Origin of the sequence: Martinezella paranaensis (genome assembly GCF_014200235.1) — a bacterium.
Taxonomy (GTDB): Bacteria; Pseudomonadota; Alphaproteobacteria; order Rhizobiales; family Rhizobiaceae; genus Rhizobium; species Rhizobium paranaense.
Genome location: NZ_JACHBI010000008.1, coordinates 30,233 through 46,799 on the forward strand (window position 1 = coordinate 30,233; position 16,567 = coordinate 46,799).

18 protein-coding genes are annotated in these 16,567 nt (G+C 58.5%); 8 read left to right on the plus strand and 10 right to left on the minus strand.

What is annotated here, in order from left to right:
• Positions 1–43 precede the first annotated feature (43 nt).
• A complete protein-coding gene (locus GGD50_RS19570) occupies positions 44–1,033 on the plus strand; it encodes a substrate-binding domain-containing protein (RefSeq protein WP_183938692.1) in 990 nt (329 codons plus the stop codon).
• Positions 1,034–1,801: 768 nt separating this feature from the next.
• On the opposite strand, the gene GGD50_RS19575 is transcribed toward GGD50_RS19570, so the two are convergent.
• On the minus strand, positions 1,802–2,452 hold the full coding sequence (locus GGD50_RS19575) for a hypothetical protein (protein WP_183938693.1): 651 nt from the start codon (positions 2,450–2,452) through the stop codon (positions 1,802–1,804).
• A 496-nt stretch (positions 2,453–2,948) separates the two neighbouring features.
• Here GGD50_RS19575 and GGD50_RS19580 point away from each other — a divergent pair, with 496 nt between their 5' ends.
• The 4 genes from GGD50_RS19580 to GGD50_RS19595 all read left to right on the plus strand — a co-directional run bounded on the left by GGD50_RS19580 (position 2,949) and on the right by GGD50_RS19595 (position 5,974).
• Entirely contained in the window at positions 2,949–3,491 is a 543-nt protein-coding gene (locus GGD50_RS19580; RefSeq protein ID WP_183938694.1) for a hypothetical protein, read from the plus strand.
• Positions 3,492–3,804: 313 nt separating this feature from the next.
• Positions 3,805–5,034: a TadE/TadG family type IV pilus assembly protein gene (locus GGD50_RS19585; RefSeq protein WP_343069973.1), complete on the plus strand. Its 1,230-nt coding sequence runs from the start codon at positions 3,805–3,807 to the stop codon at positions 5,032–5,034.
• Positions 5,035–5,165: 131 nt separating this feature from the next.
• On the plus strand, positions 5,166–5,597 hold the full coding sequence (locus tag GGD50_RS19590; RefSeq protein WP_183938696.1) for a TadE/TadG family type IV pilus assembly protein: 432 nt from the start codon (positions 5,166–5,168) through the stop codon (positions 5,595–5,597).
• Positions 5,594–5,974: a TadE/TadG family type IV pilus assembly protein gene (locus GGD50_RS19595; protein ID WP_183938697.1), complete on the plus strand. Its 381-nt coding sequence runs from the start codon at positions 5,594–5,596 to the stop codon at positions 5,972–5,974. The genes GGD50_RS19590 and GGD50_RS19595 overlap by 4 nt, the downstream gene beginning before the upstream one ends.
• 90 nt (positions 5,975–6,064) lie before the next feature.
• Here the strand turns inward: GGD50_RS19595 and GGD50_RS19600 are convergent, their stop codons facing one another.
• Positions 6,065–6,538 (minus strand): chemotaxis protein CheW, encoded by a 474-nt coding sequence (locus tag GGD50_RS19600; RefSeq protein ID WP_183938698.1) that lies wholly within the window; start codon positions 6,536–6,538, stop codon positions 6,065–6,067.
• Entirely contained in the window at positions 6,538–8,571 is a 2,034-nt protein-coding gene (locus GGD50_RS19605) for a methyl-accepting chemotaxis protein (protein WP_183938699.1), read from the minus strand. Before GGD50_RS19605 ends, GGD50_RS19600 begins: the two co-directional genes overlap by 1 nt.
• Positions 8,572–9,127: 556 nt before the next feature.
• On the opposite strand from GGD50_RS19605, the gene GGD50_RS19610 reads away from it, so the two are divergent.
• The 3 genes from GGD50_RS19610 to GGD50_RS19620 all read left to right on the plus strand — a co-directional run bounded on the left by GGD50_RS19610 (position 9,128) and on the right by GGD50_RS19620 (position 11,360).
• Positions 9,128–10,042: a DMT family transporter gene (locus tag GGD50_RS19610; RefSeq protein WP_183938700.1), complete on the plus strand. Its 915-nt coding sequence runs from the start codon at positions 9,128–9,130 to the stop codon at positions 10,040–10,042.
• A gap of 452 nt (positions 10,043–10,494) precedes the next feature.
• Positions 10,495–10,677 (plus strand): YcxB family protein, encoded by a 183-nt coding sequence (locus tag GGD50_RS33515; protein ID WP_425503987.1) that lies wholly within the window; start codon positions 10,495–10,497, stop codon positions 10,675–10,677.
• A gap of 203 nt (positions 10,678–10,880) precedes the next feature.
• Entirely contained in the window at positions 10,881–11,360 is a 480-nt protein-coding gene (locus GGD50_RS19620) for a DUF2231 domain-containing protein (RefSeq protein WP_246451338.1), read from the plus strand.
• Between the two features lie 34 nt (positions 11,361–11,394).
• Here GGD50_RS19620 and GGD50_RS19625 read toward each other — a convergent pair whose 3' ends face one another.
• The 7 genes from GGD50_RS19625 to GGD50_RS19655 all read right to left on the minus strand — a co-directional run bounded on the left by GGD50_RS19625 (position 11,395) and on the right by GGD50_RS19655 (position 16,559).
• Positions 11,395–11,808 (minus strand): curlin, encoded by a 414-nt coding sequence (locus GGD50_RS19625; RefSeq protein ID WP_183938702.1) that lies wholly within the window; start codon positions 11,806–11,808, stop codon positions 11,395–11,397.
• 179 nt (positions 11,809–11,987) lie between these two features.
• Positions 11,988–12,389 (minus strand): curli-like amyloid fiber formation chaperone CsgH, encoded by a 402-nt coding sequence (gene csgH / locus GGD50_RS19630; protein ID WP_183938703.1) that lies wholly within the window; start codon positions 12,387–12,389, stop codon positions 11,988–11,990.
• A gap of 36 nt (positions 12,390–12,425) precedes the next feature.
• Positions 12,426–12,863: a curlin gene (locus GGD50_RS19635; RefSeq protein WP_183938704.1), complete on the minus strand. Its 438-nt coding sequence runs from the start codon at positions 12,861–12,863 to the stop codon at positions 12,426–12,428.
• Between the two features lie 346 nt (positions 12,864–13,209).
• Positions 13,210–14,220 carry a zinc-binding alcohol dehydrogenase family protein gene (locus tag GGD50_RS19640; RefSeq protein ID WP_183938705.1) on the minus strand — a complete coding sequence of 337 codons (1,011 nt, stop codon included), beginning with the start codon at positions 14,218–14,220 and terminating at the stop codon, positions 13,210–13,212.
• Between the two features lie 151 nt (positions 14,221–14,371).
• Complete coding sequence (locus GGD50_RS19645; RefSeq protein WP_183938706.1) at positions 14,372–15,163, minus strand: transporter substrate-binding domain-containing protein; 792 nt, start codon at positions 15,161–15,163, stop codon at positions 14,372–14,374.
• A 33-nt stretch (positions 15,164–15,196) separates the two neighbouring features.
• Positions 15,197–15,925, minus strand: coding sequence for an amino acid ABC transporter ATP-binding protein (locus tag GGD50_RS19650; protein ID WP_183938707.1), 729 nt, complete (start codon positions 15,923–15,925; stop codon positions 15,197–15,199).
• Positions 15,909–16,559 carry an amino acid ABC transporter permease gene (locus tag GGD50_RS19655; RefSeq protein WP_183938708.1) on the minus strand — a complete coding sequence of 217 codons (651 nt, stop codon included), beginning with the start codon at positions 16,557–16,559 and terminating at the stop codon, positions 15,909–15,911. The genes GGD50_RS19650 and GGD50_RS19655 overlap by 17 nt, the downstream gene beginning before the upstream one ends.
• Between the last annotated feature and the right edge of the window lie 8 nt (positions 16,560–16,567).

Sequence of the window (16,567 nt, forward strand, 5' to 3'; positions counted from 1 at the left end):
TCTCCCGGAAGGTGGATTCGGGATCAATGTGGAGGAGACAGTAATGACACAGAATGCACTTCGATTGTCGAATGCCTGGCGCATGGCACTCCTGGCCGGTCCTTGCCTTGGTATTGCCAGCGTGGCCCAGGCTGCTGATCCGCTGGTGAAGGCTTGCGCCAAGAATGGCGAATTCGTGATCGGCTTCTCGCAGGCAAACAACGCGGAACCCTACCGCCAGCACGTCAATGATGAACTGCAGGCAGCCGCCAAGGCAGTCCCGCAATTCACGCTGCAGATTGCCGACGGGGCCGGCAACGTCAACACTCAGACATCGCAGGTTGACAATTTCATCACCCAAAAGGTTGACCTTCTGTTGATCTCGCCTTTCGAGGCGGCTCCGCTCACACCGGCCGTCAAGCGGGCGATGGACGCGGGTATCCCGGTCGTCGAACTTGATCGTAAGACGAACGGCGAAGCTGGCAAGGACTACACATCTTTCATCGGAGGAGATAACTACAAGATCGCTTTGGCTGCCGGCGAATATACGAGCAAGACGCTTCTGCCGGATGGCGGCGAGGCTGCCGTGCTGGAAGGGCTGCCAAGTTCCACACCGGCCGTCGAAAGGCTCAATGGTTTCAAGGATGGCGTGAAGGCCAATTCCAAGATCCAGATCGTGGCAGAACAGGCCGCCGACTGGCTGCCGGATAAAGCGCAGACGGCGTTCGCCGCCATGCTGCAGGCTCACCCCGATATCAAGATGGTCTATGCCAGTAACGATATGATGGCGGCGGGTGCACTGCTTGCCGCAAAGGGTGCCGGAAAGAGCGTGAAGATCATCGGCACCGATGGCCTGCCGGGTCCGGCAGGCGGAATCGAAGCGGTCGCGAAGGGCGACTGGTCTGCGACTTTCACGTATCCGACAGGAGCGAAAGAGGCGATCGACATGGCAAAGTCGATATTGCTGGACTGCGCTTCGTCGGTGCCGGCAACCGTAACGGTCGACACCACCGCTATTACGCCTGACAACGCGAAGCAGATGATGGGCAAATAAAGCTCCAGGCTCTGACTGGCTGGATGTGTCCATCCGGCCGGTCAGAGCCAGATCATCTCTGGCACCTGAGCACCACCGTTCAGCCAAAATCGACGAGACTGGCGTTGCCGCTACCGCGATTAAATCGGTCCTGTGCGAAAGAAAGTGACCTACAAAGGCTGATCCTGAATTGCAAAATAGGGATCGATCACGCCTTCAAACCCGTCAGGATACAACGCCGATTTTCCCTGGACGTCGTCGTCGGGAAGGGTATCGACGCGGAGGTAACAAGCATACCCTGCGCAAGTTCTCCGACGAATGCCGGGCAGGCCGAAAGATGCCCGTCGAAATGATCGCCAAGCCGGCGTTCTACGCACGAAAACTGGGTGCCACATTGCAGTATGAAATTACTGCATCACGAGTCTGGCAAGGGGATGAAAATAGCAACCCGCTGAAAAGAGCTGCAACCAAACGAGAGGCCCTACCTCGTGAGGGGAGGCAGGGCCAGGGAACCGGGGGTCGGTTCATTTTGCGCGAACAATTTGACGAGGGGACGTCTTGTTCGCGCCCAAAGATACTACCGCCACAAGATGAAACCAGGCTGAATACCCGCCGTAGAACCGGCAATTCTCTTCCGGGCATATTACAAACTTGTCCGAAAACGAGCATTTTCGAATAGGGCCAAAGTAGAACAAACCATCATGCTGGTTCGCGACGGAGGCTTATACCCTGTTCAGTCTTCTAAGCGTGTCGGGCATGGTCCGATGCCCATGGCAACTCTGATACAGTTCAAGCACATGACTGGCGCCATTGCACGATCATGGTCAGGAATACCGCTACGAATGCTAGAGTCAGGGCAGTGTCGGGAAACAAACCCAGCGGACCCCAATAGGAGACCCGTCTGATCGCATATGATATTTGCAGACCTTCCGGCAGAATCCACATCGGATAAAGGATCACCGGTGCCAATCTCGCCAATTGAAGAGTCCCCAGCAGATACAGGGTGCCAGGCAGAAATGCCCTAACATCGCCCCGATCGGTGAACTCGGGAATCCACAGCGGAGTAACAACAATAAAAAGGGAGAGAAACAAGGTTGTCATAGGCTCCCAAGATAGGTTCGCAAACAATGCGGGAGCCTGCATAACAACCTGAATGTTTCCAATAATTATCAAACAGGCGAACGCCGTGTACCATCGTGGCAGTTTCAGCCACTGCAAACGGCGCACCGCCGTCCAGATAACGTTAAGCAACACAGCCACCAAAACAGGCAAAGCAATAAAGAATATGAAAACGATGCCTATGTCGCCGCAGCCTCCTCCTGGGCTCGCGTGACACGCGGAATAAGCGACACCGAGAACACCCAGCGGAGCCAAGATCAGGAAGGCAAGGACAAGAGCGCCAGCCAGAAAAAGCCGATGGCGATATACTGTTGCGGGCATCGGCGCCTCCACTATCATCCAGGCGAACGCGGTTAAGCAGTTAATTTCAGCGTTCTCAGCCTATAACACTTGCATTTGCGCTTCCTTAAGGTCGTCAGAAGTTAGTCTCGGCTGGCCAAATGGCTTGCGATTTTTGACCATCACCAATCCGTCGGTCGTCGAGGAGCAGATGCTTCCGCGAGATGCAGGTTCCACGCACGCCGTTCAACCTGCTTACGGCCCCAAGATCAGCCGCCTTCCTGACCGGATTTACGGCCTTCTGTCGGAGCCAATTGATCCGATTGCCGAGATGATCGAAGTCAACTGCAGCTCCTGCACAGTCAAGCGCCATTCGGGATTCTTCTTGTTTTGGAGATCAATGCGGACGACGTCACGATCCTTCCGCAAGTCAGCGTCCGCCAGTCCTCGTTTTCGATCGCCCGAGCTTACGAAGTAAGAGTTCATTCGGCATGGCGCGCTAGGATGTCGCGCAAACCGGAGTAGGGTGATGGTAGTCTTGGACAGCGGCTTTTTCTCGAGCTTCGACTGCAGCCAGCGGATGGGGGCGGTATTTGTGACCACCTACCTGGCACAGATCGCGATCGTTGCGAGCCTCTCGGCATCCGTTCGCAGGCCTAATCGATATGGTCCGGTTGTCGAAACGATTGACCGCCCGCCATTTTTGACGCGGAGGCGGGTCATTGTTTGGGCCATCTGGGCCTCAATCTTTGCCGTAGTTGCGGCCACCTGTGGTCTTTTGCGAACGACGACGGCAGTTCTCTTGGACTCCACATCGATCGTCGAGACGAGTTGCACCGGACCGCTATCCGTCGAGTATCGGCTCGATCGGGCCAAACTCAAGGTTGCCTTCGGACACGATCCGACCTGGCTCACCAAGCGCCCGCTTGAGTCCGCCTATCTGGAAGTTACACAAGTCGATAAGCCCAGACCGATTTTCATCCGTCTTCTGGGGCGTCCCGGCTCGAAGGAGCTTCTCGAGCTCGCACCGGAAGCCATGGCCCAATACTCTCGCTATCGATCATATCTTGGCGTTCGCTAGCATAGCGAAAGCAGCGGCTTGAATGGTAGGACAACGGTTTCAAGAGCAAACATCAGACATAAAAAAGCGGGGGCGAAGACGCCTGCGAGGCTGTCTCACTTCTTCGCCCATTGGCTCATTGAACCAAGTGATAGTCTGAAAACTCAGCTTCTCTTCCACCCGTTTAATTTTACTGTTTTCTGTTCAATTCGAACTTCTTAAAAAAGAGAAAAATAAAGAATTAAGCCGCACAGTCCTCCGACGGATTTTCCGTATAATTTAAGGGGGGACAATGCTTCGACTTCCTGTTGGCTCGCGCCACCGGAAGGCAATCGTGGACTTCATTCACGATTCGTCCGGTGCTTACCTGATCATCTTTGCTTTGTCGCTCCCGGTTCTGATCGGTTTGATGGGGCTCGGCACGGATTATGGGCTGTGGACCTACAAGCAACAGAAGATGCAGTCGGCAACCGATGCCGCCGCTGTGAGCGGCGCGGCGGCCTATACCAGCAGCGGCGACGGGCCGGTTCAGTCCCAGGTCAATGCGATAGCGGCGAGCTATGGGCTGGTTAATGGCCAGAATAACGTGGTGATATCGATCCATCGCCCTCCGACGCAGGGATCCTACGCTGGAAATAATTCGGCGATCGAAGTCGTCGCGCAACAACCGATGGACGTGCTGTTCTCTGCGCTTTGGCAGCAGGCTTTCGTCGTTTCGACAAGATCCGTTGCCATCGCGAATGCGGGCAACGCCTGCGTCCTGGCGCTTGATCAGACCGCAAGTGCTGCCGCCTCGGCTCAGGGTTCAACCACGGTGACGCTGAATAACTGCAGCTTGGTCTCGAATTCGAATAGTCCCACGTCGGTTAGTGTCGGCGGTTCTGCGCTGATCCAAGCGCTGTCTGTCGGGGCTGCCGGCGGCATTAACGGTCTTAGCGGCATTAAAGCGAGCGAGGGAACGGCGACCGGAATTTGGCCTCTTACGGACCCTTATGCCGACGTTCAGATGCCGACCTACTCGGGTTGCACGACCAACGGCAAGCAAAACATCAAGGGGAAGACCGCACTCGATCCAGGTGTCTATTGCGGCGATATTACGGTGAACGCCGGCGCAGTCCTCACGCTTGACCCCGGGATCTACATTCTCGATCGCGCCAATCTGAAGGTCAATGGTGGCGCGACTTTGATCGGCCACGGTGTCACGATCGTCTTCACCTCCAGCACGGGAAGCAATTATGGCACCGCGTCGATCAATGGTGGGGCGATCCTGGATCTCACGCCACCGCTGACGGGAGACACGGCCGGTATCGTCATTTTCGGTGACCGTAACATGCCGGTCGGCACGGCCTTCAGCTTTAATGGCGGTGCGACCCAGAGTTTGGCGGGATCGATCTATCTGCCAAAGGCGGCCGTCAGCTACTCGGGGGGCAACACCGCGACAAATGCCTGCATCAAGATTATCGCGGATACGGTCACCTTTACCGGCAACTCCAACCTATCCATCGATTGCAGTGCTTATCCGACCCGCGCCATCGGCGGCGCCGCCGGCAAACTGGTCGAGTGAGGAGAACGATGGCTGTAAAAACAACGATACCAACTGAAGTATCGCACTCCGGGATGCTCGTCGCCGAGGGGCGGCTGGGTTCACCCGCTCGGGCAATACCGACGCGGATTCGGAGAAGGCTCTGTCGGGACTTGCTCAGTGAACAGCAGGGCACGGTCGCCGTCGACCTGGCGATCATGCTGCCGGTTTTGATTGCGATGACATTTGGACTTGTCGACTATTCGTTCGCACTGCTCCAGCAGGCGCAGGTGGAGAATGCTGCTCAGCGCGGTCTGCAATATGCTTTGGCTCGCGGCTTCGATAGTTCCGCCATGTCGAATGTCATCACAAGAGGTACCGGCTCTGCCGTCATCTCGGCGGCGCCTGCTCCGTCGAAATTTTGCGGTTGCCCCAGCGGTCAAGGCATCGCCAGCACGGCGTGCTCCGATGTCTGTTCGGACGGATCGCGAGCGGGCACCTATGTTTCTGCCTCGGCCGCCGCGACCTACGTGCCGTATATCACGCTTCCCTTCGTGCCCGCATCGTTTGCCCTGCAGTCAACGGCAACAGCGAGGGTTCAATGATTCGTCGTCTTGCGAGGGAGGTTGAGGGAACGAGCGCAGTCGAGTTTGCCCTGACTGCTCCCCTCTTCTTCATTCTTGTATTTTCCATCGCTCAATTTGGACTTTTTCTATGGACCCAATTGGGATTGCAACATGCCGTCGATCTCAGCGCCCGATGTGCGAGCCTGATGCACACCACCTGTCCGGATGAAAGCTCAATCCAGGCATATGCAGCCGACCAGGCTTATGGGCTTAACATAGATCCCAGCGTGTTTTCAGTGACTCAAGACACATGCGGACAGAATGTTACGGCATCCTATACCTATACGATCGCCGTTCCCTTGTTGCCCTCGGTGCAGGTGCCCATTGCCGTAACATCGTGCTTCCCGACTTATTGAACCTGCTCTCGGCGGATCTGCGATCCATGTCTGGCGATTTGCCGGCCCCCATCCGCGTCTGTCCATACGGGAGCCGGCGAATAAGGGCTGTCATGCGGCTGAGGCCACCTCAAGATTTGCGAACATGTGATCGAGGTTGAGAAAGCACACCATGCCGCGTTCAAGGGGGATGATACCATGTGAATATGCGGGGTCGTAGGCCGCACCAAAATCGGGCACCGGCTGAATACCGTCGGTGCTGATCGACAGGATATCCGAGACCTGGTCGACCACGAGACCGAGGATACCTGTTCCCACTTCCACAACGACGATGGCGCTGCGGCTGCTGTCGATAGTGCCGGTGACGCCAAGGCGCGCCGCCAGGTCGATGACGGGGATGACAGAACCGCGCAGGTTCATGACGCCGAGAACGTGGGCCGGAGCGTGGGGCAGCGGTGTTGCCGCCGCCCACCCCCGGATTTCCCGGATGGAGGTCGTCTTGATGCAGAACTGCTGCTCACCGAGATTGAAGGCGATGATTTCGAATGTCGTCGCCTGACTTTGGGCTGAAGATGTCGCCTCCATCAGAATTCCTCCCATTCCTTGGTCGCTGTCGCGGTTGCCGCCTTGCCGCCGAAGGCGCCAGCGAGCTTGCGCGTGAGTGCCCGAGCAGGCGAGGCGACCGGTTTGCTGTCTGCAACGGCAGTGCGCGGGGTGGCTCTCACTTCGATCTTGAAGCGGGCGATCAGCCGGGAAAGGTTCGCCGCCTCGTCGGCCAACCGGTTCGTCGCCGCCGTCGATTCCTCCACCATCGCCGCATTCTGCTGCGTCACCTGATCCATCTGGTTGACGGCGGTCGAGACTTCAGAGAGACCCGTCGACTGTTCCTTGGCAGCGGTGGCGATCGAATGCACATGCCCGTTGATCTTGACCACGTGACCCTCAATCAGCGTCAGCGCTTCGCCGGTCGCCGTCACCAGCTTGACGCCGGAATGGACCTCTTCGCCTGACCGGTTGATCAGCATCTTGATGTCCTTGGCCGCATTGGCCGACCGTTGCGCCAGTTCGCGCACTTCCTGAGCGACGACGGCAAAACCCTTTCCAGCCTCGCCGGCGCGCGCCGCCTCGACCCCGGCATTCAGAGCAAGCAGGTTGGTCTGGAAAGCGATCTCATCGATGACATTGATGATCTGGCCGATCTCGCCCGAAGCCTGCTCGATTCGTCCCATCGCCGAGACCGCATCTTTGACCACGGCGCTCGACTGCTCGGTGCTTCTGCGCGCTTCGTCGACCATGTGGCTTGCCTCAAGGGCACGCTCGGTCGAGTTCTTTACCGCGACCGTGATTTCCTCGAGCGCCGAGGAGGTTTCTTCCAGCGAGGCAGCTTGCTGCTCCGTGCGTTTGGAAAGGTCGCCGGACGCTATCCGCATCTCACCTGCACCGCCATTGATCGTATCGATGGCAGCGCGTACCTCGCCGAGCACGGAGCGTAGATTGTCCATCGTCGCGTTGACGTTGTCCTTGAGCTCACCAAAGGCCCCCTGGAACTCGCCCCTCATGCTTTCCGTCAAATCGCCCTCGGCCAGCGCGGCGACGACACGGCGGGTCTCGGTGATGCCGTTGTCGACAGACGCCACCAGCTCGTTGACACCGGCTGCGAAGCGGTCGAGATCGGCATTGTCATAAGCCTTGGTGATACGCTGCGTGAAGTCGCCGGCAACCGCCGCCGACACGACGGTGCTGATGCTTGACTGCAGGTCTGCACTCTTTGCCTGCAACGCTGCTTCCTGCGCATTCAGCTCGCGCACCTTGATGCCGTTCTGTTTAAATATCTCGACCGCGCGCGCCATCGCACCGATTTCGTCAGGGCGACCGACGTAGGGAACGTTCGCATCAAGGTGTCCGTCGGCCAATGTCCTCATGCTGCCCGTCAACGCGGAGATCGGTTGCGCAATGGCGTTGACACCCAGCACGGCGGACGCGATCAGGGCCGCCATAGTCAACAGGCCGACGCCAATATTGAGCCGTAAGGCGAGTGTTTCGGCCTCAGTTGCATCGCTGTCAGCCTGCGTCGCCATCGTCTTCGCCGCTTCAACGCCCTCATCAAGCAATTTCGATATCTCGACTGTGGTTGCGAACAGTTTTGCCTGGATTTCTCTTTCTCGTCCTTCGAGGACGGGGTCTTCACCTTTGATCTGCGCCTCCGCCTTTATGACCTCGATCATGTCGGCCGCAGTCGTAAGATAGCTTCCGGTCAATGCTTTGAGCTTTTCAATCCGGTCTCTGTTGACCTGTAATTGCAACCCGCCCAAGGCCTCGTCCAGATAATTGATAACCGACTTGTTACGGGTGGTAATGGAGTCGACAGCACTGGTGATTTCCTCCGGGGAGGAGGCAAGACGCAGATCTCGCACGCCGACTTGCATGCCGCGCATCGCTGCCTTGGCATCAACCAAATTGCGGGAAACAATCAGTTGGCTTTTCAGATAAGTCGAGCGTTCTTCCACCGCGAGGCCACCTTGCCACACGATGAAAAGCATGACCGTTACCATGGCGATGCTACAGACAGAAAGCGCGGCCAGTTTGGCGCCGATGCGGGACGAAATATATGACAGCATTACTATTCTCTCAAAATCGCCTGCGAGATGCTGTCATGCGGCTCGCCAAAGCCCAAAACATCGCTCTGCGTCATGCACACGATGACGAAGTTTTGCGGCGCAAGAAATTAACAGTTTATTGTTGCTATATCCGTCGATCGCTCGTCTTTTCGTAATTCGGATATTGGTGCGCTTTTAGGACTAGGCGAAGTGATGGCAATCGAAGGTTTCAAGCAGCAAAATTGATGAATATCAATTCTTTATAGTTTCAAACGCGGCGAGTTTCTGGCGAATCACTGCAGGCCAAATCAATGCGCATGACAACTCAAACGTGTTCAGCCATAGCCAATAATTTCTGCTGACGTGCCGAGTTCCTCAATGAGTTCTCGCCTTGTGCCCGGATCGGAGAGCTCGCGCACTGCTCTTATGTCGACGGTGGCGTACGCCTGGACGAACTTCCTTCGAATCCGTGAAAGACCTTCAGGGCGTTTGAATGCGCATATATGCGCCTTGCGGGGAAGGGGCGAAACCGGGTAAAGCCGGCCAGGAGAAACTTGAACTAGCTTGAGGAAAGATCATGAATTTTAGCAGGGTCGGCACGGGCGGCAACCTCGTGCTTGCCGGTGTGCTTCTGATGCTTCTCGGCGATTTCATGTTTTCGCTGAACGATGCCATGGGCAAATGGCTGGTTGCAAGTTTCTCGGTCGGCCAAATTCTAGTGGTGCGCTCGTTCGGTTCCTTCATTGTTCTCGCGCCGATGATCGCGCGGCAGGGAAGTGATGCACTCTTCCGTCTCGAACGGCCGCCCCTGCAGATCCTGCGGATCGTCATGACGACTGCCGATGTTGCTCTCTTCTATGCCGCTGTCGCCTATTTGCCGCTTGCCGATGTCATAACCTTCTACATGGCTGGCCCTATCTACGTTGCCGCAATCTCGCATTTCTTCCTTGGTGAACGCATCGGCTGGCGGCGGTGGCTGGCCGTTTTCGTCGGCTTCATCGGGGTGCTGATCGCGCTCAGACCTTCCGCGGCAATGTTCTCCTGGCCATCGATTTTCGGCCTTGGCGGGAGCCTTGGATTCGCGCTCACGCTGGTCCTTGGACGTCGACTGCGGCAGACGAGCGATGCAACCCTTGTCGCTTGGCAGACGCTCGGCGCTCTGGCCACAGGTTTGGTTCTCAGCATCGGCAATTGGCGTTCCGCCTCGACACTCGATTTCGCGGCCATGCTGGCACTCGGCGCCATCGCCGGCGGCGCCCATTTGCTGATCACCCGTTCCTTAAAACTCGCGCCGGCCTCACTGCTCGCGCCGCTGCAATACAGCCTGCTGATCTGGGCGATCGCCCTGGGCTTTCTGTTCTTCGGCGACATTCCGGACGCCCAGATAATCGTTGGATCGATCATCATCGTGCTTGCCGGCCTCTTCATCTTCCACCGGAAGAACCTGACCGATGGCATCCCAAAGGATGCTGTCGCAAAGGACGGGCATTGAAATCATTGGCATTCCGCACTCTTTTCGTGTGGTCCCCTTTCACTCGAACATGAACCTTTAGAGAATGAACTGAATTGGCCTTAATAGTTTCATATGGCTTTACTCGAAACGACTATGTCCTGATGTCGGTTGCGCTAAGCCGTCGCCCATTGCCTCGTCGGCTGTTTCGCGCCGTTGCTCTTGTTCTCGTGGCACTTCTCGTCGGCACTTGGGCCGGAATGGATTCTGAGGATGGGTATTTTGCGACGTTGTTTGAGGTCGTTAAGGCGCTTGCGTCCGGCGAGGTGCCAATCTGGATCTACAGCGTCTGCATGGTGGTGGTGCTTGTCGCGTTGTTCGGGCATTGGATAACTGGTTTGTTCGCTTATTTCTTGTTCAGGAAAATGCCGACAGCCGGGCAGCGGCATGAGGTTGAGCTGGATGAAACGGAGGTTGCCTTCCGAGCACCGAATATGGCTTCGACTATCAAATGGTCGGCAATCAAGCGAGTTATCGAAGGCCGGACTTTCTTCCTGATGAGCCTCACGAGCCGCCAGGCTGTTCTTCTGCCACGGCGCGCTTTCCCCGATGATGCCGCCTACGCCGACGCACTCGCCTTCGCCCGCGTCCATGCAAATGCAGAGGCAGCGCGATGAAATTTTGCGGCTGTCGCCGTTCAAATTGCCCCACCTGTCGCATGATCAGATAGCACCTACCAGAAGCGCCCCGCGTACGCGAAGGTGTGGAACATTCCCGTGCAACCGGAGTTCAGAATGTATCGGCAAGTTTGCTGCCAAACCCGTCATACGTTGTGATGTGGTCTGATGGCGGCGCTCGCCACGCCTTCGGGAGGCATACGATGGCCCAGGGCATGATCACCCACAATCCGCACAGCACGGCGAGCATTGCCGGCCATCCGGTCCATGCAATGCTAGTACCGTTCCCTATTGCCTTCTTCGTCGCGACCTTCCTTTGCGACCTCATCTTCTGGCGAACCGGTAATACAGCCTGGTTCACTGGCTCGCTCTGGCTGCTTGGGGCCGGGCTGGTGATGGCCGCGCTGGCCGCCCTTGCCGGCCTCACCGATGTCCTGGGGGACGCCCAGATCCGCAACCTCCGGGACTTATGGTTTCACGCCGGCGGTAACGTCCTCGTCGTCGTGATCGAGCTTTACAACTGGTACTCGCGCTATGCTCACGGCGATGCGGCGGTCATGCCGGTTGGCCTTGTCCTGTCGCTCATCGTCGTCCTCATCCTCCTGTTCACCGGTTGGAAAGGCTGGGGAATGGTCTATCGGCACCACGTCGGCGTCGCCGACGGATCGGACGAAATGCTCTGACTACGATTAGCGGGGCACAAGAACTCGTCTGCCGCTACCAACCATAGCTGAAGGTAGCGCCGCTTCCGCCATCGCCATCCTGCACCACATCGGTGCTGGTGTGTTTCCCGTACTGGAAAATGCCGTAAGCATTGTCGTTGCCGTTCTGCTGCAAGGTTGCGGAGTGGCCGTTGCCCCGCTGCTGGATAATGCCGAGATTGCCTCGGCCGTTCTGAGCCAGGCCGGCAACATTGCCATGGCCGGACTGTCGGATATCGCCATCGCGCAGGCCGCGATACAACGAGTAAAAACGGAGACCGGTCGCAAAGGTACCAGCGTCTTCGGCATTGGCCGGAGCGAAGTTTACGGAGATCCGGCCGCCGGCATAGGCTGGCAGCGACAAAGCCGCCGGGCCGATGCTGCCGGCAAGAAGAGCGACGGTAACGATCTTGAACATTTTCGGGGTCATCTTGGTCTCCATTTTCCGGCTGTCCTCAAGCCAATGGCCAACCCTCGCATTTTGCGGCTGAACCCAATCGGAATTCATTGTTCAGCTATCATTTATCAATCGGTCATGTCCGAGAGCGGCTGACACCACAAAGGGTGCCGGAAACCTGGCGCCCTTTGTGGTGAATTTTGCGAATATGCTCAGTTCGCGGCATCGATCCGCCGCGTACACCGGATGGTGTTGCTGTCAGCGGTGACATCAAGCGTGGCGTCGTAGGCGCCAGCTTTGGAGCTGAGCGAGACGGAACCGAGTGTGGCGGCGCGCCCTGGAGAGGCATCGAAGGCACCACTCTGATCGATATTGGAGCCGCCTGTGCCTCCGACACTTTCGACATGGAAGGCATAGGTGCCGCTGACGCGCTTGTCAGTACGGGCAAGCGCCTCCAACGTGACCATGCCTGCCTCCGGCGTGATGCGGATCTCGCAACGCAGGCCCCCATTGGATTGGTCGGTCGCAACCATGGCCGCCAGCGCGCCGGCGGGGAGAAGGACCAAAGCGAGCGCCGTCATAAGACGGCGCGGCTGATTGACGACATTTGGCATGGTTCGTCTCCTTGACGTTCCATCAATGCTTGCAGGTTACGGGCAGGCCTGGACGAAGGCAGCGACGTTGCCGCTGCCGCCCTGGCTGACATTGGCATTGCAGCCATGTCCCACCTGAACCCCGGCGGCGATGTTGCCGTTGCCGTCCTGCGTAAGGATGGTGGTATGGTTGGAACCGAACTGGCCGATACCGGCAACATTGTGGTCGCCATTCTGATAGGTGGCGCCATAGTTGCCGTTGCCTTCCTGGCCGACGGCGGAAAGGTTGTGGCTACCATATTGCTGGCCGACCATCCTGTTGTAACCACCATTCTGGTAGACTCTGATCCGGTTTCTGAACCCTTGTTGGGCACCACCGGCCGAATTGGACCAGCCATATTGTTCGATGCGCACATCGTTGGCCATGGCGGGGGCTGCGGTGGCAATGCCGACGATTGCGACGAGTGCGGTTGCAATGAAAGAACTACGGATCATGACTGCGTCTCCTTTGGCAGACGGTACCGGTTGAACATCTTCCTTTTAGAAACTGTCGTTGGAACCGATGCTGAAGACACCATTCAGTTGTGGTTCATTCTGAAGGGGTCATGCGCGTCAGGATGATCGCGGTCCTTAAGGTCTGCTAACCTGGAGGCCATGAGGTGGGGCGCTCGGAAACACGCCCGAGCAACCGCGGCCACCGGATCCGAAGCGCTGTTGATCGGCGCCGGCGCGGATATCCGGTCGAGATTAAAAATTCGCAGCACACTTCCCCATCGAAGTCCTGTCGTTGAGTGTCGCTCGGCACGGATTGAGCCGAAGGGTCTTCTTCGCGTTTATTGCCTCAGACATCCAAGATCGCTTTGATCACACCTGCTTCGGGACGGGCCCATTCTACCAGCAGTCCCGTGCCGTCTTCCAGGCGGCCGCGGTGGGTGTTGAGCGCGCGGGTCGGTACGCGGCCCGCCTCGATCTGGCGCACGACCTCGGCAAAGTCGTCCGGCTGCGCATTGCGGCTGGCGAGAAGGGTCGCTTCGCGTTTGTGGAACTCCGGATCGGAGAAGGTAATATCCTGCCGTACAACGGAGAGCAGCACATAGCGCGCGCCGTGGGCAAGGAACCGGAAGCCGCGTTCGATAGGGCCGGCATTGCCGGTTGCATCGATCACCACGTCAAAGCCGTCGCCGCCGGTCAGGCGGTTTGCTTCCGCCTCGGCGGAGGTGTCGGCAAGCATCGCGGCATCGGCGCCGAGCCTGTCGGTGGCGAAGGTGAGGCGATCGGCGCGCGTGTCCATGACGGTCACGTTCGCCCCGCGTGCCTTGGCGAAGATGATGGCTGACATGCCGATCGGGCCGGAACCGGTGACGAGCACGCGGTCGGCGGCGGTGATCGCGCCGCGCTTGACGCCGTGTGCGCCGATCGCCAGGAATTCGATCATCGCCGCATCGTCGAGCGCGATGCCGCCCGTCGGCACGACATTGGCCTCGGGCACCGAGACATATTCGGCCATGCCGCCATCGCAATGCACGCCGAGCACGCGGATCGACTGGCAGGCGTTCGTCAGTTCCTTTCGGCAGGCATGGCAACTGCCACAGGAAAGATAGGGCACGATATAGACGGGCTCTCCCACCTTGAGGCGGCTGCCTTCCGGGACTTCCTCTACCGTGCCGGAAAGTTCGTGGCCCATGATACGCGGATACTCAAGAAAGGGATGCTTGCCGGCGAAGATGTGAAAATCTGTGCCGCAGATGCCGACATGGCGGATGCGGACGAGAACCTCGCCTGCGCTGCGCTGCGGGGCAGGACGGGAGACGAGCGTGAGACGGCCGGGTTCCTCGCAGAAAAGCGCTTTCATGGGTATCTTCCTGTTGTCTGAAGGGGAGGGCAGCGCCATCAGACGGCCGCCGTTTATCGTAAAAATCCCCTCGCTTTCCATTTCATTGGGAAACGGACCGCATGAGCGGGACGTATCGGGCGACCGAGAGCCGGCCGCCCGTTTTATTCGCTTATGGCTTCGGCATTTCCGCCGGAAGGTCGACGTTGTTGTACTTCTTGTAGATCGCGTTCAGCTTGCCGTTGGCGAGATCTGTTTTGACCCAGTCGTTGACCGCGGCCTTGAGCGCGTCGTCGCCCTTGCGCAGGCCGACTGCATAGGGGTTCACCTTGAGCACGAACTTGACCTCCAGCGGGTCGTTCGTCCGACGCTTGTTAACGGTGTTCATGATCTGCGGCGCAGAGATCATGATGTTGTTCTGGTCGGAAACGAGCGCGGTGACGAGCGTTGCATCGTCGTCGTAGCGTACGATGTTGGCTCCAGTCGCCTGTGCCGTTGCCTCCTTGTCATTGGTAGTGCCGCGGGTCGTGGCGACATCCTTGCCCTTGAGGTCCTCCAACGCCTTGATTTCGACCGCCTTGGGCGCCGCAGCAATGATCTGAATGACGCCATGCGGGTCGGCGAAGTCGATCACCTTCTTGCGCTCGTCGCTGATAGAAAGGGAGGCGATGACTACGTCGGCCTTATTGGTGAGCAAGAAGGGAATACGGTTCGGGCTCGTTACCTCGACGATTTCAAGTTTCACGCCAAGATGATCGGCGAGCAGCTTGGCGCTTTCCACTTCTGAGCCGGTCGGCTGCATGTTGGCGTCCTGCATGCCGAAGGGCGGCGAGCCGAGGTCGATGGCCGCGCGCAGCGTGCCGCGTGTTTTGATGTCGCTCAGCGTGTCGGCCGCGGCTACCGCCGGGGCGGCGCCAAAGAGGGCGAGCACCAAAGCGCCGGTCATCAGGGTTCTGCGTTTCATTTCTCGATCTCCTCCTTGAGATGTTTCGATGGACTAGAGGTCGTTGCTGAGGAACTCGGTGAGTTCCTTCGTTTGCGGACTGCCGAGCATCGACCCCGGGCCGGTCTCCCAGACCTTGCCCTGATGCATGAAGATCACCTTGCTCGCCACCTTGCGGGCGAAGGCCATTTCGTGGGTGACGAGGATCATGCTCATGCCGCCGCGGGCGAGATCCTCCATGACACGCAGCACTTCGCCGGTGAGTTGCGGGTCAAGCGCCGAGGTTACCTCGTCGAACAGCATCAGCTTCGGCTGCATGGCGAGCGAGCGGGCAATCGCAACGCGCTGCTGCTGGCCGCCGGAAAGCTGCTCGGGGTAATTGTCCGCCTTCTCCGCGAGGCCGACCTTCGCCAGCACCTGCTCGGCGAGAGTTCGGGCTGCGGCCTTGCCCATATTTTTCACGCAGGTCGGCGCGAGCATGATGTTCTGCGCCACCGTCAGGTGTGGGAAGAGATTATAGCTCTGGAAGACGATGCCGACGTCTCGCCGCAGCGCTCGCCGGTCGAGTGCCGCGTCGTGAATCTTATGGTCGCATACGACAATCTCGCCGCTGTCGATGGTTTCGAGCGCGTTGATGCAGCGCAGCGCCGTTGACTTGCCGGAGCCCGACGCGCCGATCACAGCGACCACCTCGCCGGCGCCGACTTCGAAGCTTACCCCCTTCAGGACCGGCAAGGCCCCGAAGCTCTTGTGCACGTTGCTGACGCTAACGACGGCCGACATTGAGTTTCCTTTCCAGGCGGCGGCTCCAGGCCGAGAGGGGGTAGCAGATAACGAAGTAGAAGGCGGCGACGATAATGAACACCATGAAGGGCTCGAAGATCGTGTTGTTGACGAGCTTGCCGGCTTGCGCGAGCTCGACGAAGCCGACGACCGAGGCGAGCGAGGTATTCTTGACGATCTGCACCAGGAAGCCGACCGTCGGCGCCGTGGCGATGCGCATGGCCTGCGGTAGGATTACTCGCGTCATGCGCTGCCAGCGAGTGAGCGCCAGGCATTCGGCCGCCTCCCACTGGGTCTTCGGCACGGATTGCAGGCAGCCGCGCCAGATTTCCGCGAGGAAGGCGGAGGAATAGACGACGAGGCCGAGACCGGCCGCGACGATAGCGGGCAGGCTATCGAAGCCGATGACGGCAAGGCCGAAATAAAACAGGAAGAGCGTGACGAGCAGCGGCGTACCCTGCACGATCTGGATATAGCCGCTGGCAAGCCGCCGTACGAGCGGACTTGGCGAGATCCGGGCGAGCGCCAGCGCGAAACCAAGGATGGAACCCCCGATAAAGGCGACGACCGAGAGGCCGATAGTCCAGAGCGCACCGACGGCGATGAATTGGATATGGACGGGTGTGAGTGACATGTCCTGCT